Here is a 19034-nt window from a genome sequence, read left to right as displayed (position 1 = left end):
TCCGCTCAGGGCATCTGGCCCAGGGGACCCTCGCCGCCCGGGTAGCAGAACGACGAGCTCGGCGAGTAGAAGCCCCAGGTCACCTGGAGCGGGTCGGCCGGCCGCAGCGCGTAGGTCGGGTGGTCCGGCGCCAGGAACTCGAAGCTCGTGACCTCCCAGCCCTCCGCCAGCGGCGCGACGAACGGGTAGAGCCCGCTCGTGAGCGTGCCGTCCACCTCGGTGATGTAGCGCAGCTGCCCGCGGCCGACGGCCGCGATGCCCTCGCCGACCGTGGCGGTGGTGCGGATGATGGGCGTCCCGCCGTCCGACGTGGTGGCGGTCAGCACGCCGTCGGAGATCTCCAGGATGGTCTCACCGGCCTGGGCCGGCACCCCGCGCTTGGCGGCGTACTCGCGCATCTCCGCGCTCGAGTTGAGGTAGTGCGTCCACCAACGACCCGGCACCGCGCCGTCGGGGGTGTCCTGGCCCGCCAGGTCCGCGCCCATGTAGGTGAGCGAGTAGGCGGAGAACCCGGACGTCTGATCATCCGAGTCCACGACGTACTGGTTGATGAAGCACTGGTTGTTCTCGGCCAGCTGGAGCTGGTCGGGCACCAGCGCGCGGACCGCGGCCGGGTCGGCGGGTACCCAGGTGAAGTAGAGCATGCGGCTGTTGGTGACGAGCTGAGGGGCTTCGAGCACGGAGGCCTCCGGGGGCTTGCTAAACGTTTAGGGCTGGTGGCGAGCCTACGGGCGGCGGCGGCGGCGGTCAACGGGGCCCCGTCCGGCGCCGCATGCCCGGGGGCGGCGGCGCCGGCGATGTGCGCGATCGGCCCTGCGCGCGAGGTCCATTCGGCCGATCACCCCGATGGCCGGGTGCCGCCCGGGGGCCGACGGGCCGTGATCGCGCCGGCCGGGTCCGGCTCGCGCGCCAGGGGAGCCTCGGCGCTGGCCATGTGCGCGATCGGCCCTGCGCGCGAGGTCCACTCGGCCGATCACCCCGATGGCCGGGTGCGGCCCGGAGCCCGACCCGCCGTGATCACGCCTGTCCGGCTCGCGCGCCGGCGGCCGCGTCGCGCCATGTGCGCGATCGGCCCTGCGCGCGAGGTCCAGTCGGCCGATCACCCCGATGGCCGGGTGCCGCCCGGGGGCCGACGGGCCGTGATCGCGGCCCGCGGCGTCCGGCGCCGGCGAGCGGCCGGGGCCGCCACCGCGTGCGGACGTGGCCCTGCACGTCGGCGGCCCACCCGACGCGTCCCCCGCGAACGAGGTCGGGGGGGCAGCACCGCGGGTCGCAGCGCGCGCCTGGGACGGGGCCGGGGCGCGGCCGGGCCGGGGGACTCCCCGGCCCGGCCGGCGACGCTACGCCCCGAGGACCTCCTTGACGATGCCGGCGACCGCGGTCGGGGACTCCCCGACGCGGACGCCCTTCGCCTCGAGGGCCTCCTTCTTGGCCTGCGCGGTGCCGCTGGAGCCGGTGATGATGGCCCCGGCGTGCCCCATCTGCTTGCCGGGCGGCGCCTGGAAGCCGGCGACGTAGCCGACGACCGGCGTGCTCATGTTCGCGGCGATGAACTCCGCCGCGTTCTCCTCCTCGCTGCCGCCGATCTCGCCGACCATCACCACCAGGTCGGTGTCGGGGTCGGCCTCGAAGCGGCCGAGGATGTCGATGAACGAGCTGCCCACGACCGGGTCGCCGCCGATGCCGACGACGGTGCTCTGGCCGATGCCGAGCAGCGCGAGCTCCTTGGAGATCTGGTACGTCAGCGTGCCGCTGCGGCTGACGAGGCCGACCCGCCCGGGCTGGAAGACCTGGGTGGGCATGATCCCCACGGTCGCGACGCCGGGGCTGATGACCCCCGGGCAGTTCGGGCCGATGAGCGTCTTGCCGCTGCGCTGCAGGTGGGTGTAGACCCGCAGCATGTCGTGGGCCGGGATGCCCTCGGTGATGCAGACCACGACCTCGACCGGGCTGTCGAGCGCCTCGAGGATCGCGTCGGCCGCGAAGGCCGGCGGCACGAACACCATGGCGGTGTTGGCGCCGGTCGCCTCGACGGCGTCCTCGACCCCGTTGAAGACGGGGATGCCCTCGACGTCCTGGCCGGCCTTGCCGGGCGTGACGCCGGCGACGACCTGGGTGCCGTACGCCTTGTTGCGGGTCGCGTGGAACGCGCCCTCGCGGCCGGTGATGCCCTGCACCACGAGCTTGGTCGACGCGTCGACGAGGATGCTCATGCGACCTCCTTCGCCAGTTCGACGGCTCGTCGGGCGGCGGAGAGCATCGTCGCCTCGACCACGACGTTGTCGGGGGCGCGCTCGGCGATGATCGCGCGGCCCTCCTCCTCGTTCGTGCCGTCCAGCCGCACGACGATCGGCAGCGTCGCCCCGAGCCGGTCGAGCGCCGTGAGCAGGCCCTCGGCCACCTCGTCGCAGCGCGTGATGCCGCCGAAGATGTTGATCAGCAGCACCTTGACCTTCTCGTCGCTCAGCAGCACCTCGAGGGCGGTCACGACCTCGTCGGCCTTCGAGCCGCCGCCGGCGTCCAGGAAGTTCGCCGGGCGGCCGCCCGCCAGGGCGACCACGTCGAGCGTGCTCATCACCAGGCCGGCCCCGTTGCCGAGGATGCCGACGTCGCCGTCGAGCTTGACGTAGGTCACGCCGCGCTCGCGGGCCATCCGCTCCTGCGGGTCCTCGGGGAGGATGTCGCCGATCTCCTGCAGCTCGGGGTGGCGGCCGATCGCGTTGTTGTCGATCGTCACCTTCGCGTCGAGCGCGACCACGCGCCCGTCCTCGGTCAGCACGAGCGGGTTGATCTCCACGAGCATCGCGTCGAGCGACACGAAGGCGTCGTAGAGCGTGCCGAGGATCCTCACGACGCCCTTGATCGCCTCCGCGTCGATGCCGGCGTGGTACGCCAGCCACCGCGCGTCGTGCGGCTGGAAGCCGATGAGCGGGTCGATGTGGCGCCGCACCAGGGCGCCGGGCTGCGTGGCGGCGACCTCCTCGATGTCCATGCCGCCGACCGCGGACAGCATCACCAGCGGGCGCCGCGCCGCGCGGTCGAAGGTGACCGAGGCGTAGTACTCCCGCTTGATCGCCGAGGCCTCCTCGATCCAGACGCTGCGGACGGTGTGCCCGCGGATGTCCATGCCGAGGATCTCGGACGCCCGCTCGGCCGCCTCGTCGGGCGACTCCGCGAGCTTGATGCCGCCGGCCTTGCCGCGGCCGCCGATCTGCACCTGCGCCTTGACGACGACGCGGCCGCCGATGGCCTCCGCCGCGGCGCGGGCGGCCTCCGGCGTGTCGGCCACCTCGCCGCGCGGGATCTCGATCCCGCGCCCCGCCAGCAGGCGTTTGCCCTGATACTCGAGAAGATCCACGCGGCTCCTTATGCCGGATGACGTGCTTCGGGGGGCCGGGCCCGATGGGCGGGCGCCGGAGGCGCCCGCGGCCCGCGGCCATCGGGCATCCTATCCGCCGGGACCATCCCGCATCGGACGCCCCCCGGACGGCGACCCCGCCCTCGACCATCGGACGTGTTCGTCAGGGGGACGATCGGTGACACTGACTCGGTTCAGATGGGGCACACCCTCCACTACATCCAGAGCGCCCCGCTGGCGGCGGGCGCGGCCACGTACGGGATGACCTCGCTCTGGCGGCGGGCGGGCACGCTGCGCCAGGCGTACCGGCGCCACGGCCTGCTCGGCGCGGCGATCGCGGTGGCCGGCCGCGTGCCGGACGGCCTCCTGCACGCGCAGTGGTACAGCGTCCACGAGACGCTGCCGCCGGTCGCGGGCCCCGGCGCGCCGGGGCTCGAGACGCGCCGGGCCGGCGCCGCGGACCTGCCGCTGCTGGCCGGCCTCGGCCGCGCGCCCGAGGCCGAGCTGCGCGAGCGCCTGGCGGGCGGCGACCGCGGCTACATCGGACTGATCGACGGCGCCCCCGTCGGCTACTACTGGTTCCGCGCCGGCGCCTGGCAGGAGGACGACATCCGCTTCGTCCTCGAGCCGGACGAGCGCTGGGCGTACGACGCGTTCGTGGTCCCGGGGGCCCGCGGCCGCAACATCGCCTCCGCGATGGCCATCCACGCGCTCGGCGAGCTGCAGGGCGAGGGCGTGCGGCGAGTGGTGTCCGTGATCGACCACCTCAACGAGCCGTCGCTGCGGGCGGCGGGGCGCCACGGCGCGCACCCGATCGCGTCCTTCCTCACGATCGGCGTGCCGGGGCTCGGGCTGCTGCACGAGCGGCGCACGGGCGCGCGCCGGCCGTCCCTGCGCCTCTACCGCCGCAGCGCGGGCCTGACCCGGCGTCCACCGCCCTCGCCCGCGGCCTGATGGCGACGACGCAGGTGCCCGGCCGCGCCGGCGGCGCGAGGGACGCAGGCGACGTGGCCGCCACCCTCGAGCCCCTCACCGCGGGTCTCGAGCGCGAGTGGGATGCGCTGGCGCGGCGGGCGCGGGTGTCGCCGTTCCTGCACCCCGGCTACGTGCGGCTGTGGCGCGCCACCTTCGGCGACGGCACCCTGCCCAGCCTCGTCGCCGCGCGACGCGGCCCGGAGCTGGTCGGCGCGCTGCCGATCGTCCGCCGCGGCGGCCGGATCGCGCCGCCCGGCAACTTCGAGACGCCGACCGTCGGCATCGTCGCGACCGACGCGGCGGCGGCGCGGTCGGTCGCCATCCGCGTGCTCCGCGAGGGGTCGCGGCGCGCCGACCTGCTGCCGGTGACCGCCGGATCCGGGTCGCACGACGCCTTCCGGAACGCGGCGGAGGAGCTCGGCCACCGGCTGCTGACGCGGGTCAACGTCCACTGCCCGGTCGTGGACACGGCCGACGGCTGGGACGCCTACTGGCGCGGCCGCTCGCGCAACCTGCGCCACAAGGTGGAGCGGCTCACCCGGCGTGCGCGCGAGGCGGGCACGCTCTGGATCGACGTCCGCGAGCGGTTCGACGTGGACGAGCTCGGCCCCCTGCTCGCCGAGGGCTTCGCCGTCGAGGGCTCCGGCTGGAAGACCGCCGAGGGCACGGCCGTCGCCGTCGACCCGCGCTCGCGGCGCTACTACGGCGACCTGGCCGCCTGGGCGGCGCGGGAGGGGTGGCTGCGGCTGACGTTCGTGCGCCTGGACGGGCGCCCGATCGCGTTCGGCTTCGGCGTCGAGGCGCACGGGGTGCACCACGCGCTGAAGATCGGCTACGACCCGGCCGCCGCGCGGCTGTCGCCCGGAACGCTGCTGCTGGAGGCGCTGGTCCGCCGCGTCTTCGAGGCGCGCCTCGCGCGCTTCGACTTCGCCGGCCACCTCGAGCCCTACAAGGCCGCCTGGGCGACCGGCATCGAGCACCAGCTGCTCGTGACGGCGTTCCCGCCGACGCCGGCGGGCCGCCTGGCGCACCGGCTGGAGCGGGCGAGGGTGGCCCTGGCCGGGAGCAGGGTCGCACCGGCCCTGCGCCCCGCCGCGGCCGCCGCGCGCCGGGTGGCCGCCGGCCTGCGTCGCGACCGGCCCGCTCATGCGGGGCCGGGAGGGGACCGAGAATGACCGCAGACCGAGCGCACGGCGCGCAGGCGTCCGCCTGCCCGCGCCGGGGATTCCAGCGCTCCGACCGGGAGTAAAGTCCGCCGAATGACCTTCAACGGAATGAATCCGCCCGGCCCCGCCGGGCGCAGCGAGCGCGGCTGGCTGCGCGAGCCGGAGCACCGCGGGGGCCTCGCCAGGTACCTCGCGATCGCCCGCGACCACTGGCGCCTGATGCTGGTGCTGACGGCCTGCGTCGTCGGCGCGGCGGTGCTCGCCGTGCAGCTCACCTCGAAGAGCTACGAGGCGGAGGCGCTCCTCACGGTCTCGCCGGTCTCCAGCCAGGACCCGCGGTTCGACGGCATCAGCGTCATCCGCGAGACGAGCGTGCCCGGCCGCGACGTCGAGACGCTCGCGCGCTACGTGCGCACCATCCCGGTGGCCCAGCGGGCCGCCGCCACCGAGGGCGTGGGCGGCGATCCGCAGCAGCTGCTCTCCACGATCACCGCGACCCCGATCGGCGGCAGCTACCTGGTCTCCGTGTCGGCCACGGCCGACAGCGCCGAGCGCGCCGCCGCGGTGGCCAACGCCTTCGCCAACGGCACGGTCGAGGTGCGCAGCGCCCAGTTCCGCGAGCAGGTCAACACCCTCATCGACCGGATCAACGCCCAGCTCGCCGAGTCGGGCCCGGCGCTGCCCGAGAGCACGCGGCAGTCGCTGACCGACCGCATCGCCCAGCTCGAGGCGCTCCGCCAGGCCAACGACCCGTCGGTGCAGCTCGGCACCCAGGCCACCGTGCCCGATTCCCCCACCACCCCCGAGCTGAAGCTCGTCGTGGCGATCGCCCTCGTGGTGGGCCTGCTGATCGCGTTCGGCGGCGCGGTGGCCGTCGACACCGCGAGCAGCCGCGTGCGCACCGAGGGGCAGCTCACCGAGCGCTTCAACCTCCCCGTGCTCGCCCGCGTGCCGAAGGGCCGCACCGGCGCCGTGGCCAGCTCGCTGGCCGCCGACGCCTACCGCGACCTGGCCCAGGGCATCGCCGTGCTGCGGCGCGACCCGCACCGCCCGCGCTCGCTGCTGTTCACCAGCGCGGGCGACGGCGAGAGCCGCACCGCCTCCGCCATCGAGACGGCGCGCACGCTGGCCGACGCCGGCCAGCGGGTGCTGCTGGTGGACGCCGACCTGCGCCAGCCCGCCGTCACCCGTGCGCTGGGCCTGACGACCTCGCACGGCACCGGCTCGGTGCTGATGGGCCGCGCCCCGCTCGAGGGCGCCGTGGTGGAGATCCCCGGCTTCCGGGGCCGCCTCGAGGTGCTGGGCGGCGCGGACGCCGACTCGAGCGCCGCGGTCGTCGCCATGTCCCCGGCGATCGTGGGGCAGCTGCTCGACGACGCCGCGACGCGGGCCGACTTCATCATCTTCGACGCGGCGCCCCTCGGGGCCGTCGCCGACGCCCTGCCGATCGCGACCACGGTCGACGACGTCATCGTGGTCATCCGCCGCGGCGAGACCGAGCTGAGCGCGCTCAGCCGGCTCGCCGACGTCCTCGTGCGGCACGACATCGTGCCGCGGGGCCTGTGCATCGTCGGGTGGACGCGCCGCAGCCGGCGGCGCGGCGCCGACGACACGCTCATCGACCAGCGCGGCGACGGGCGCACGCCCGCCCGCCGCACGGTCCGCGCCGAGTCGAGCGAGCCGCGAAGGCGCCAGACGCGGACGCGATGACGCCCGTCCGGCACGGAGGTCGGAGCGGTGGCTGATCCGGTCGACGCCGCGGTCGCGCCCGCGGGCGCGCCCCCGGCGGAGGAGCGGCGCACGACGAGCGTCGCGGGCCAGACGATCCTGATCCTGGGGTCGCGGGTGGTCGGGGCCCTCTCCACGGGGGTCCTGACCATCGTGCTGGCCCGCATGCTGGGCCTGGACGGCTACGGCGACTACGCGTTCGCGCTCACCATCGCGACGCTGGCCGCGCTGTTCGCCTCGCTCGGCATCGACTCGGCCACCTCGCGGTGGGTGGCCGAGGGCTACAACGGCGGGATCGGCATCTCGCGGGTGATCCTGCGCGGCCTGCGGCTGCGGACGGTCGTGGCCGGCACCACCTTCGGCCTGCTCGCGATCATCGCCGGCCCGCTGGCCTCGGCGTTCGGCGAGCCGGAGCTCGAGAACGCCGTGCGCGCGGCCGCGCTCGCGCTGTTCTTCAGCGCGGGCTACCAGTGGGTCACCGGCGTCTACGAGGGCGTGCAGCGGGGCGGCCTGATCGCCGTCATGTCGCTCGTCAAGGCGGTGGTCGAGTTCGTCGTCGTGCTCGCCCTGCTGATGGGCGGCTTCGGGGTCGTGGCGGCCATCTTCGGCAACGCGATCGGCTACATGGCGACGGTCGCGGTGGGTCTCTGGTACATGCGCCCGTACCTCGAGCGCCGGGCCGGGCTGCCCGAGGTCGAGGCCTCCAGCGCCACGATCCTGCGCTACGGCAACCACATCTGGCTGGCCGGGGTCGCGTGGCTGCTGTTCGAGCGGGTCGACCTGGTGCTGCTGGGCGTCTTCATCGACACGGACGCCGTCGGCCTCTACGACGCCCCCTGGCGCGTGGCCACGATCCTCGGCCTGCTCGGCCTGAGCCTGGCGTCGTCGGTCACGCCGCGCATCGCCTCGGCCGACCCGGCCACCGCCGGTCCGCTGCTGTCGAAGGCCCTGCGCGTGTCGCTGATCTTCTACCTCGTGATCGGCGCGATCACGGCCGCGTCGGCTGACGACCTGATCGCCGCGGCGCTCGGCGCGGAGTTCGCCGAGAGCGCGACCGTCCTGCAGGCGCTGCTGCCCTACATCGTGCTCATCGGGCTCGCGCCGATCCTCTCGCGCGCGCTCGACTTCATCGGCGTGGCGTCGGCGCGCAAGTGGATCGCCCTCGCGGCCTTCCTGGGCAACCTGGTGCTCGACCTGATCCTGCTGCCGACGATCGGCCTCTACGGCGCCGCGATCGGCACCAACGTGGCCATCTTCGGCTTCGTGGCCGGCCACTACGTGCTGGTCAAGCGCCACCTGCCCCTCCAGGAGCGGGCCCTGGCCGCCACGGTGGCCCGCTCGACCGTCGCTGCCGTGGTGGGCGGGGCCGTGTGCTGGGTCGTGCTGCAGGCGCCCGGGCCCGGCCTGCTGCGGCTGGCCGTCGCCGTGCCGCTCGGCATCGCCGCGGCGCTGGCCACGCTGCTCGGCAGCGGCGAGCTCAGCGCCGACGAGCTGCGCATCCCGCCGCGCTTCCGCGGCACGCGGGCGCTGATCCGCGCCAGCTGGCCGGAGTGGCGCGCGTCGCTGGCCTCCCCCAACGCCATGCTGCCCCTGGGCACCGTGGCCGCCGCCCTCGTGGTGGGCGGCGCGGTCGGCGCCTCGCCGCTCCTGGCGATCGGCGGCCTCGCCGGCCTGGCGGTGATGGCGCTGCTGCTGTCCGACATCACCGTGGGCGCCGTCGCCTTCATCATCATCCAGCCGCTCGCGCTGGTGATCGGCGCCGGCGAGTCGCTGATCACGAAGGGCGCCGGCGTGATCCTGCTGATCACCTGGCTGGTGACGCTGCGCTACCCGTCGGCGCGGCGCCGCTACCTGAGCTTCACGGCCCACAACCCGCTGCTCGCCTTCGTGGCCGTCGCCTTCATGGCCTGGTGCGTCGCGTCCATCCTCTGGTCGCTCAACCCCGGGTACACGGTCGAGGCGATCCAGCGCTACGCGCTCGGCATCCTGCTGCTGGCCATCGTGTTCACCGCCGCCCGCAACCGGCGCGCCGCCATCCTGCTGTGCGGCGCCTACGCGATCAGCGCGGTCCTGTCGACGCTCGTCGGCATCGCCACGGGCAACACCCCCGAGGGGCGGCTGGCCGGCACGCTCGCCGACGCCAACGAGTTCGCCGCCTTCTGCGTCCCCGCGCTGCTCATCTGCGCGGCCCTCGCCGCCTACGCCGACACCATGCTGCGCCGCTTCCTGTTCGCCGGCGGCGCGCTCGTCTGCGCGCTCGGCATCGTGCTCTCCGGCTCGCGCGGGGGGATCGTCGCGATCGTGGCCGCCCTCGCGGTCTGGACCATCTTCGGCGGCCGCTGGCGCCTGCGGGTGCTGACCGCGAGCGTGGTCGTCGGCATCGTGGTGGTCGGCTACATCAACGTCGCCGCGGCGCCCCAGACCCGGGAGCGGCTCAGCCAGATCGTGCAGAGCGACGAGCTGGCCTCGAACGGTGGCACGGGGCGCACCGACATCTGGCGGGTGGGCTGGCGCGCCTACAGCGACCACCCCACGAAGGGCTCCGGGGCCGGCACCTACACCGAGGCGACGCCCCGCTACCTCGCCCAGCCCGGGCTGGTGCGCCGCGGCGACTTCTTCACCGAGACGCCGAAGGTGGCCCACAACATGTACCTGCACGTGCTCGTCGAGCTGGGGACGGTCGGCATGGCGCTGTTCGGCGTGCTGCTGCTCATCTGCCTCGTGGCCGCGACGCGGGCGGCGCACCTCTTCCGCCTGGCGGGCGACCTCAAGCTCGAGCTGCTCAGCAGGACGGTCCTGGCGGGCACCGTGGGGGTGCTCGTGGCCGACGTCTTCATCTCCGGGCAGTACCAGCGCACCCTCTGGATCCTGCTCGGCATCTGCGTCGCCATGCTCGGCGTGGCGCGCACCGCCGAGGCGCGGGTGCGCGCCCCCGAGGCGACCCGCGGCGCGCCGGTCATCTCGCCGTGGGCGCCGCGACCGGACCGGGTGCCCGCGGCGGCCGACTCCCGCTAGCCGGTCAGTCCAGGCCCAGCTCGCGCCGGATCGCGCGAATCCGGCGCACCGGCGCCTGCGCGATGCGCTGGTTGATGCGCAGCTGGCGCACGGAGAGCCGCACCGGTCCGCGCGTCGCCGCGGCGGCCGCCCGCTTCGGCATCGGGCGTCCCTCCAGACGCGCCCGCACCGTGTTCACGCGTCGCACCGCGGCCTGCGAGATGCGCTGGTTGATGAGCAGCTGGCGCGCCGCGAGGCGCACCCGGCCGGGCGTCGCCGATGCGCCCGCGGACGCCGGGGCGGGGCGGCCGTCGAGGTGGGCGGCGAGCTCGTTGACGCGCCGCACGGCCGCCTGGGAGATGCGCTGGTTGATGCGCAGCTGGCGGGCCGACAGCGTGATCTCCGCCTGCCGCCGCCGCGGCGCCCTCACGTCGAAGTAGCTGACGCCGACCGGCGCCTTCGCGTAGCCCTTCGTGCCGAGGTACGGCCAGACGCGCCAGACGTAGCGGCGCCCGGCGCGCAGCTTGCCCTTCGGCACCCGGTAGGCGTTGCGCCGCGGGAACGCGGTGAGCACCTTGCGCACGCGCCCGCGCCGCAGCTCGTAGACTTGGACGTTGTAGAGCCGCGCCATGCGGTGCCGGCGCAGCCAGCGCAGGGTGGGCCGCAGCGTCCGGACCGTGCGGCCGGCCGCGGGCCGCAGCGCGCGGGCGCGCAGCAGCGCCGGGCGCGGCGCGCGGGTGCCCGCCGGGCGGCGCACCAGCGGCGGCGCCGGGGTGCCGGAGTCGGTGATCGTCCTGGCGGGCTGGCCGGGCGGGGGGTCGGCCGGCTGCTGGGGGCGGTCGGGGTTGAGCGTGAACGCCACGACCTCGGACGCGACCGCGTTGTTCGCGTTGTCGACCGCGCGCACGTACCAGCGCACCGGGCCGGCCGGAAGGGTCTGGCTCGAGACCAGGCTCGTGCGGGTGGCCCACGTCGACCCGACCTTCCCGCGCCCCTCGACCCAGACCTCGTAGTACTGGAGGCCCGAGAGCGGGTCGGACGCCGGCGCCCAGCGGAACTCCGGGCGCGTCGACGTCACCACCGCGCCCGCGCCCGGGGCCGCCGGCTGCGCCGGCGCCGGGGCGGTGAGGTCGACGTTGACCGTCGCCGTGGCCGTGGCCGAGCGCCCGACGGCGTCGGTCGCCGTCCCGGTGGCGACCTGCCCGGCGCCCTCGCCGAACGTCACGGGGTCGGAGCAGGTCGCGAGGTTTGCGTCGGTGCACAGGAAGGTGACGGTCGCGGCGGCGTTGACCCACCCGCGCGGGTTCGCCGCGGGCGTCTGCTGCACGGCGATGACCGGGTCGGTCAGGTCGGTGCGGTACGGCCCGAAGGTGCTCCAGTCGCTGTGCGAGGGCACGGCGGCGGGCTCGACCGACCTGACGTGGAACCAGGCGTCGCCCTCGGGCAGCGACAGCTGCGCCGACGTGCCGCTCACGGATTGCCCCATGATCGGCTGGGCGGCGGTCGTCGTGACCGCGACCTCGTAGGTGACGGGGCCGGCGACGGACGGCGCCATGGCGGGCCAGGTGAAGGTGCGCGTCGCGCTCGCCGACGGACCCGGCGACGGGGTGACCGTCGGCGGCGGCGGCGCGGCCTGGGCGCCGGCCGACGACACGCCCAGGCCGGCCGCGACGGCGGCGCACGCGAGCAGGCGGTGTCGGCTGCGGTGTGGCCTCACGACCGCACCACTCTAACCGCCCGAACCGCCGATTGGCACCCTGTGCCTCCCCCGCTCGGTGGAGGCGAGGGGCCCGTCGACGGCGACGGGCGGATCGAGGTCGATCCGCCCGTCGGTCACGCCAGGTGGGGCGGCGTCAGCTCAGCCGGTCACCGCGGGGATGACGCGGCCGGCCAGCGGACGGAACGTGGTGCCGGCGCGCGCGGAGCGCGGACGGACGTTCGTGCCGCGGACGGTCGCCACGTTGGTGCGGGCGCCCTTCACGCCGGCGCTCGCGCGCATCCAGATGGTCACCGTGCGCCGCGCGCCCGGGGCCAGGCGGCCGAGCCGGACGACGACCGCGCCGCCGCGGATCTGCACCTTGCGGCTGGCCCGCACGAAGGTCAGGCCGCGCGGGATGCGGTCACGCAGGACGACGCCCGTGGCGGCCCGGCGGGTCGTGTTGCGGATGGTGATGCGGTACCTGACGAGCTGCAGCACGCGCCGCGTGGTCGGGGCCGTCTTGCTGATCCGCAGGGCGATCGGGCCCGCCGGACGGCCGGTGACCGGCACGCTCGGCGTCACGCCCGGGCCCGGGCCCGGGCCGGGGGTGACCTGCGCCGGGGCGAATGTGACCGGCGCCGTGGCCGTGAGGACGGTCGGGCGCGCGTAGTTCGTCGCCTGGCTCGCGTTGCTCGGGCTGATCCGGAAGAGCTGGCCGTCGCCGGTGGTGCTGGCGCCGACGGTGACCGTGCCCGGCGCGGGCGAGGTCAGGGTCGCGGTGGCCGAGCCGCCCGCGCCGACCGTGAGCTGCCCGGCCGAGAGGGTGCCCTGGCCGGCCGTGATCGTGAGCGCGACGACCGAGCCGGGACGGCCCGTGACCGTGACCGTGGCCGTCGTGGCGCCCGCGGCCGGCGGGGCGACGGTCAGGGACAGCGTGCCGGGCGTGGCCGCCCAGGCGCGGGCGGTGGCGATCAGCGCCGCGACGTCCGCGTTGAGCGCGGCGTCCGAGGTCGGGTCCGTCTCGCGGAGCTCGCCCTCGAGCACCCACATCGCCACCTGCGCGACGGCCGCCCGGTGCTGCTTGTCGGCCGTCGGCGCGCCGGACGGCGTGGCGTTGAGCAGGATGTAGAGCTTTGCGCGGGCGTCGACGGTCGTGAGCGGCACCTCGGTCACGTCCGAGGTGACCGGCGTCGTGCTGAGCCCGGCGTCCACGTCGACGCAGTAGGCGACGACCGGCTCGCCGTCGAGCGCGAGGTTGAGCGTGCCGGCCTGCCCGACCATGGCGGCCGGCGAGCCGTCCGGCTTGAAGTAGTCGGCGATGTCGCTGCGGTAGATGTCGGGCGTCGGCCCGTCGTCCGCGCCGATGTACGTCTGCGTCTGGGGTGCCGCCGTCGCCGTGGTGACCTGCAGCGCGAGCACGGCGGCGAGGAGGGCGAGCAGTGCGAGGACCGCTCGTTGGAGGAGCCTCCCGCCTACAGCGTGCGTCATCGAGTCGACCTCCGAGGTGGACCGAACGGGGAAGGCCGGCTGGTCCGATCGGCCCAGTCGGCGGTCGTGCAGGGGGCAGCTTACGTGGAGCGGAGGACGAATCGCCAAGTTCGTCACTCGATCGCCTGCGCGGGGGGTTCCGGCGGAACCCGGGACCCCCCGCGCGGGCGCGTGCCTCAGAAGCGCCGGATGGACTTGGTCTTGACGACCGTCGTCGAGCCGTTCTTCACGACGAGGCGCACCGTGACCTTCTTGCCCTTCCAGGCCTTCGGCAGCTTCACCGTCTTGCGGACGTTCTTCGCGCCCGCCGCGCCGGCCCCGCGGACCGTCGTGCGGACCGTCTTCTTGCCGATCTTGGCGCTGACCGTGGCGGTGTAGGTGACGCGGCCCGAGCCGTTGATCCAGCCGACGCGCATGGTCAGCGTGCGCTTCTTCGCGTTCTTCGAGAGCGCGAACTGCTTGACGCCGACCTTCTTGACCTGCTGCACGACGGGCGGCGTCGGCGGGTTCGGGACGGCCGGGCCGGGCGCGACCGGGCCGGGCGCGACCGGGCCGGGGCCCGGCTGCTGGGCGGCCTGGCCCTCCGCCGTGGCGATCTTGAGCTGGAAGCCGTGGAGCGTGCCGGTCGGCGTGCCGACCGTGTCGTTGACCGAGAGCGTCCAGTCGCCGTTCGGGTCCATGCCGCGGAAGGCGGCGAGCGCGCCCTCGGGGATGAGCGAGGCCGAGAGCGGGGTGCCCTCGGGCGCGCGACCGACGAGCACCGAGGCGGAGTCGTCGAAGGTGCGGTTCGAGTAGAACTGGGTCGGGCCGTCCGAGCCCGTCGAGATGACGACCGTGCGGCCGCCGTGCGAGAGCCGGATCTCGAGCTCGCCCGGGTTCTCGTGGACGATGTTGGTGACCAGGTCGAGGTCGGCCAGGTAGTTCTTCTGACCGCTCACCGTGATCGTCTTGGTGACGGCCGGCGCGGGCGCGTTCGGGATGGTCACCGAGCCGCCGCCGCTGTTGAAGGTCTGCGCGGCGCCGACGACCGGCGCGGGGTTCTGCGTGGCGAGGCGGAGCTCCCACGACTGGAGCGTGCCGCCGTCCACCGCCGGGTCACCCTCGGCGTCGAGCGTGTCGGTGACGCGGAGCGTCCAGACGCCGCGCGGGTCGATGCCGACGAACGCACCGAGCGACCCCTCGGGCGCGAGGCTCGCCTGCGGGGCCACCTCCGGCGGAAGCAGCGTCGAGTCGAGGTCGCTGGCGAGGACGTCGGACGAGTCGTCCCACACCGTGCCGTCGAAGACGTCGTTCGTGCCGCGGGCCCCGTTCTGCCCCGGGATCAGCGTCACGGTGCGGGCCGCCTGCCCGGGGCGGGCCGGCGAGGTCAGCTCGATGCGCACGTCGCCCGAGGCGCTGTGCTTGAGGAAGGTGCGCAGGTCCACGTCGCGCAGGTAGGACTGCGCCGACTCGGGGACGGTGATCGTCGAGGTGGTGACCGTTCCGGCCAGCGGGCCGACGGGCTTGTTGTTCTGCGCGCCCTGGCTGGCGTAGGTCGCCTCCTGGCCGGTGGCGCCGGCGGTGGGATCGGGAGCGACAGCCAAGGCCCGCTCGGTCATCGTCATGGCGCCGACACCGAGCACCGCGAGCGCCCCGCCCACGGCCAGGCTCCGTCCCAGGTGGTCTCGAACCGTCATTCTCGACACTCCGTTCGTCATTTAGATCGTGCGGGTGGACCGGGGAGGAGTCTGTCCTCCGGCCCGTGTGACGAGGGAGGGTCGGACGGGGGGTTTGGCGACTCGACTTTCGTAAGGGCGTCGTGCCGCAACCGATCAGAACCCGCGGCGGCGCGGGGCCTGGGGCCCTATCCCCGCCAGCGGTCGCGGAAGCGCACCAGCCCGCCGAGGAACCCGGCGCCGTACCCGATGTGCAGCGCGCCGAAGACCACCGGCAGCCGCGCCATGTGGCGCAGGCCGGCGCGCCGGGCGATCGCGGCCGACGCCGCGAGGTTGGCGAGCCCGTACGCGCCCGCCAGGCCCAGCCAGAGGCGCCGCACGACCCGGCTGAACGGCGCCAGGGCCGCCCCGCCGGCCAGGGCCGCCACGAACAGCGGCGGCACGAACTGGCGGGCGCTCATCTGGCGGGGGTGCTTCTGCAGCACGCGCACCTTCCAGTGGCCGTACTGGCGGTACTGCCGGAACAGCGCCGTCAGCGAGCTGCGGTTGTAGTAGCGGGAGCGGATCCGGTCGGTGAGCAGGATGCGCCCGCCGGCCGCGCCCAGCCGGTAGTTGAACTCGTCGTCCTGGTTGCGGGTCATCTCGGGGTCGAAGCGGCCGACCCGGTCGAACACCTCGCGCGGCCACGCCCCCATGTAGACCGAGTCGACCCAGCGCTGCCCGCTCGCGTAGTGGAACTGCGAGTCGCCGACGCCGAAGGGCGACGAGGTGGCGAGCGCGATCGCCTGGCCGACCGGCCCGTCGCTGACCGCGTCCATGCGGCCGCCCACGTTGTCGGCGCCGGTCTCGCGGAGGGCGGCGACGCACTCGGCCACGTAGTTGGGCTCGATGATCGTGTGGCCGTCGACCCGCACGATCACGTCGCCCCGGGCGCGGTCGAGGGCCGCGTTGAAGCCCGTCGGCACGACGCGCCCGGGGTTGTCGACGATCTCGACCTCGTGCGCCGGGTGGGCCTCGGCGAGGCGGGCGATGGCGGAGCGGGTCCCGTCGTCCGACATCCCGTCGGCGACGAGGACCTGCAGCCGCTCGGCCGGATAGTCCTGCGCGAGCACCGCCCCCAGGCTGCGGGCGATGAACGCCTCCTCGTTCCGGATCGGCATGATCACGGTGACGAGGGGCGGCGGCTCCGGCTCGCTCACCCGCGCCCGCCGGCCACTAGACGATCATCCGGCGGGCGAGCCTGGTGACGGCGCGCCGCCCGACGGCCGGGTCGAGCGCCGCGGTGACGACGACCCGCTTGCCCGCCGCCCCGTCCAGGGCGAACCGGCAGCCGATCGACTTCTTGCGGACGACCCGCTTGCGGCACTGGCCGATCTTCGTCGCGCCGGCGCGGGCCACCACGGTGACGTCGCCCGGCTTGAGCGAGCGCACGCCCACCACGAGGCGGCCGGCCTTCACGCTGGCCTCGGCCATGAGCACCCGCTTGCGCGGCAGCGGCGCGGCGATCCGCACCCGCACGCCCTTGCCCCGCTTGGGCGCGAGGCGCGCGGCGACCACGACCTTCTTCGTCGAGGCGCCGGCGCGGGCGGAGGTGAAGCGGCAGCGCACCGCGGCGCCGGCGCGCCGCACCGTGCGCTCGCAGGCGCCCAGGACGGTCGAGCCGTGGCGCGCCACGACCTTCAGCCGGCCGGCCTTGCGCGGGCGCGCCGTCACGACGAAGACGCTGTCGGAGACCCAGCGCATGCCGAGGCGCAGCGTGCGCAGGGCGCGCGTGCGGGGGGTCAGGGCGGCGGGCGCCGAGGCGGCCGGCGCCGGGGCCGGCGAGCCCGAGAGGGGCGCCCCGGGGCCCTTGCCCGCGCACGGGCTGCCCGCCCGCAGGGCGAAGTTCTTGGCGCCGCGGTCGGCGAAGAGCGGGTCGGCCACGAGGTTGTCGGTCACCGAGAACCCGCGCTGGGTGCCGATGTTGCCCCGCGCGCCGTTCCAGAGGCAGTTGCCGTCGGCGCGGTTGCCCGTGCCGGTGGGGCCGCCCCAGTAGGACTCGACGTTGGACGTGTCCTTCGAGTTGCTGATGATGTTGTTGACGACCGTGTTGTTGCTCGAGGCCGTCGAGCCCTCGCCCGAGAACGTGATGCCGCGGCCGTTGCCGTCGATCACGTTGTTCGCGACGTACGTGTTCTGCGCGTCGGGGTAGAGGTGGATGCCGTAGTCCGCGTTGTCGTAGATGTAGTTGTTCGTGATGCGGACGTTGTTCGTGGTGTTGAGGTAGATGCCGTGGTCGAAGCCCGTCGCCGGCAGGCGGCCGCAGTTGTGGATGCGGTTGCCGTCGATGACGATGTCCTCGGCGCGGCCCTCGCCGGGCTTGCCCAGGTGGAAGCAGATCCCGTGGTTCTCGTCGGTGATCACGTTGTTGGTGAACGTGATCCGGTCGCCGTTGACGCTCGGGTTGACCCGGAACGACGTGCGCCCGTTGATGACCAGGTTGTCGTAGACCGCGTCGGAGGCCCCGTCGGGCACGTAGAGCTCGCCGAGCACGGTCGCGCGGCCCGCTCCGGGACCGCTGGTCATCGTGATGGGCCGGCCGGGCTGCCCGCTGCGGTTGAGGCGCAGGCGCCCCTCGTAGACGGCGTTCGGCTGCAGGCAGCCGACCTCACCGGGGCCGAGGCTGTCCTGCAGCCGCTGGGCGCTCCGGAACGGGGCCGAGGCGGTGCCGGCGGCGGAGTCGCTGCCGTTGGGCGCCGCGTAGCGGGTGCACGCCGGCGCCGCGGAGGCGACGGACGGCGTCGTGGCGATCCAGCACGCGAGGGCGCTCAGCGCGGCGAGGACGACCGCCACGCGGAGCGATGGAAGGGAGAGCCGGTCCCCATGGGGCAAGTCGGCGTCCTTTCGTGGGCACGGTGCAATCGGCGCGACACCGGGCGGAGGACGCCGGGGCACCGGCGAACGCGCTTCCCCCACCGCGTGACGACCGGCCCGCGGGGGACGGCCGAGGCATGCCGCGCGGTCATGCCTTCCAGTTGGGCGCGGAGCAGTATGCCATCTGTCAGAGCCGCGTCAACTTTACCGTCCGTGAATCGTCGGCCCGGCGGCCCGGGCGGCCGCCCGCGGGGCGGCCGGCGCGCCCGGCACGCCGGCCGTCGCCGAGACGGCCGCCACGCCCGCCAGGGCCAGCAGCGCCGCCCCCGCGCAGCAGGCGATGAAGCGGGGGTGCGCGTCGACGAAGGCGCCCGCCGGCTCGTCGGGGAGCAGCCACAGCGCGACGGCGCCGAGCGCCGCCCATGCGCCGAGGGCGACGGCGGCCAGGCGGCCCAGCGCCGCGGCGCGCACGCCGGGCGGGGGGCCCGGGCAGAGCGCCGCCACGACGGCGGCGGCGCCGGCGATGCTGATGAGGAAGCCGCCGGCCACGTCGCTCGGGTAGTGCCAGCCGAGCGCCATGATGCCGGTCGCCATCGCCGCCGCGACCAGCACCGCGGCGACGCCGCCGGCGGCGCGCCGCCGCGCCGGCAGCGCCACGACCAGGCCCAGGCCCAGGGAGAGCGCGAACGAGGCGTGGCCGCTCGGAAAGGCGCCCTGGCTCTGGCGCAGGGCCTCCCCGCCGAGCGGGTCCGCGGCGCCGAGCGCGGCCGCCAGCGCCACCCCGGCAAGGGGGCCGGCCGCGATGACCGCGGCCGCGGTCAGGGCGCGCCGCGCGCCGGAGGCGAGCAGCGCGCCGCCGACCACGGCCGCGGTGCCGGCGCCGAAGATCACCTCGCCGGCGCGCGCGAAGCCCCACGACGCGGCGTCGCGCAGGCGCCAGTCTCCCACGACCTGGGGGAAGCGCAGGTCGCGGTCGGCCCGCAGCACGGCGTCGGTGCCGAGCGCCAGCGCGTAGGCCGCGGCCAGCAGCACGAGGCACGCCGCCGCCACCAGCAGGGGGCGCGCCACCGGGGCGGCGACCGCGCGCGGTCGGCCCCGCCGCCCCGCCGGCCGCAGCG

Annotated in this window: 13 protein-coding genes; 4 read left to right on the top strand and 9 right to left on the bottom strand. The window is 75.2% G+C overall.

The window, feature by feature from the left end; translation table 11 throughout:
• Positions 1-5 precede the first annotated feature (5 nt).
• The 3 genes from ITJ85_RS03150 to sucC all read right to left on the bottom strand — a co-directional run bounded on the left by ITJ85_RS03150 (position 6) and on the right by sucC (position 3358).
• Positions 6-680 (bottom strand): acetoacetate decarboxylase family protein, encoded by a 675-nt coding sequence (locus ITJ85_RS03150; protein ID WP_217914904.1) that lies wholly within the window; start codon positions 678-680, stop codon positions 6-8.
• A gap of 660 nt (positions 681-1340) precedes the next feature.
• On the bottom strand, positions 1341-2213 hold the full coding sequence (gene sucD / locus ITJ85_RS03145) for a succinate--CoA ligase subunit alpha (RefSeq protein WP_217914903.1): 873 nt from the start codon (positions 2211-2213) through the stop codon (positions 1341-1343).
• Positions 2210-3358 carry an ADP-forming succinate--CoA ligase subunit beta gene (gene sucC, locus ITJ85_RS03140; protein ID WP_217914902.1) on the bottom strand — a complete coding sequence of 383 codons (1149 nt, stop codon included), beginning with the start codon at positions 3356-3358 and terminating at the stop codon, positions 2210-2212. The genes sucD and sucC overlap by 4 nt, the downstream gene beginning before the upstream one ends.
• A 198-nt stretch (positions 3359-3556) precedes the next feature.
• Between sucC and ITJ85_RS03135 the strand changes: the two genes are divergently transcribed.
• From ITJ85_RS03135 to ITJ85_RS03120, 4 genes are all read left to right on the top strand, one after another.
• The gene (locus tag ITJ85_RS03135; RefSeq protein ID WP_217914901.1) at positions 3557-4312 is read left to right on the top strand and encodes a GNAT family N-acetyltransferase; all 756 of its coding nucleotides are present in this window, start codon (positions 3557-3559) and stop codon (positions 4310-4312) included.
• Positions 4312-5508 carry a GNAT family N-acetyltransferase gene (locus tag ITJ85_RS03130; protein WP_217914900.1) on the top strand — a complete coding sequence of 399 codons (1197 nt, stop codon included), beginning with the start codon at positions 4312-4314 and terminating at the stop codon, positions 5506-5508. The genes ITJ85_RS03135 and ITJ85_RS03130 overlap by 1 nt, the downstream gene beginning before the upstream one ends.
• A gap of 84 nt (positions 5509-5592) precedes the next feature.
• Positions 5593-7209, top strand: coding sequence for a tyrosine-protein kinase domain-containing protein (locus ITJ85_RS03125; RefSeq protein ID WP_217914899.1), 1617 nt, complete (start codon positions 5593-5595; stop codon positions 7207-7209).
• A 27-nt stretch (positions 7210-7236) separates the two neighbouring features.
• Positions 7237-10242, top strand: coding sequence for an oligosaccharide flippase family protein (locus ITJ85_RS03120; protein WP_217914898.1), 3006 nt, complete (start codon positions 7237-7239; stop codon positions 10240-10242).
• 4 nt (positions 10243-10246) lie between these two features.
• On the opposite strand, the gene ITJ85_RS03115 is transcribed toward ITJ85_RS03120, so the two are convergent.
• The 6 genes from ITJ85_RS03115 to ITJ85_RS03090 all read right to left on the bottom strand — a co-directional run bounded on the left by ITJ85_RS03115 (position 10247) and on the right by ITJ85_RS03090 (position 18984).
• Positions 10247-11938: a hypothetical protein gene (locus tag ITJ85_RS03115; protein WP_217914897.1), complete on the bottom strand. Its 1692-nt coding sequence runs from the start codon at positions 11936-11938 to the stop codon at positions 10247-10249.
• Positions 11939-12079: 141 nt separating this feature from the next.
• Entirely contained in the window at positions 12080-13408 is a 1329-nt protein-coding gene (locus ITJ85_RS03110; RefSeq protein WP_217914896.1) for a DUF11 domain-containing protein, read from the bottom strand.
• 176 nt (positions 13409-13584) lie between these two features.
• A complete protein-coding gene (locus tag ITJ85_RS03105; RefSeq protein WP_217914895.1) occupies positions 13585-15084 on the bottom strand; it encodes a proprotein convertase P-domain-containing protein in 1500 nt (499 codons plus the stop codon).
• Positions 15085-15251: 167 nt separating this feature from the next.
• Positions 15252-16262 carry a glycosyltransferase family 2 protein gene (locus tag ITJ85_RS03100; protein WP_281412220.1) on the bottom strand — a complete coding sequence of 337 codons (1011 nt, stop codon included), beginning with the start codon at positions 16260-16262 and terminating at the stop codon, positions 15252-15254.
• 16 nt (positions 16263-16278) lie between these two features.
• Positions 16279-17895 (bottom strand): NosD domain-containing protein, encoded by a 1617-nt coding sequence (locus tag ITJ85_RS03095; RefSeq protein ID WP_217914893.1) that lies wholly within the window; start codon positions 17893-17895, stop codon positions 16279-16281.
• A 225-nt stretch (positions 17896-18120) separates the two neighbouring features.
• Positions 18121-18984 carry a phosphatase PAP2 family protein gene (locus ITJ85_RS03090; protein ID WP_217914892.1) on the bottom strand — a complete coding sequence of 288 codons (864 nt, stop codon included), beginning with the start codon at positions 18982-18984 and terminating at the stop codon, positions 18121-18123.
• Positions 18985-19034 lie beyond the last annotated feature (50 nt).

This window comes from Miltoncostaea marina (assembly GCF_018141525.1).
Classification (GTDB): domain Bacteria; phylum Actinomycetota; class Thermoleophilia; order Miltoncostaeales; family Miltoncostaeaceae; genus Miltoncostaea; species Miltoncostaea marina.
This window is presented reverse-complemented; position numbering and strand designations above follow the sequence as displayed.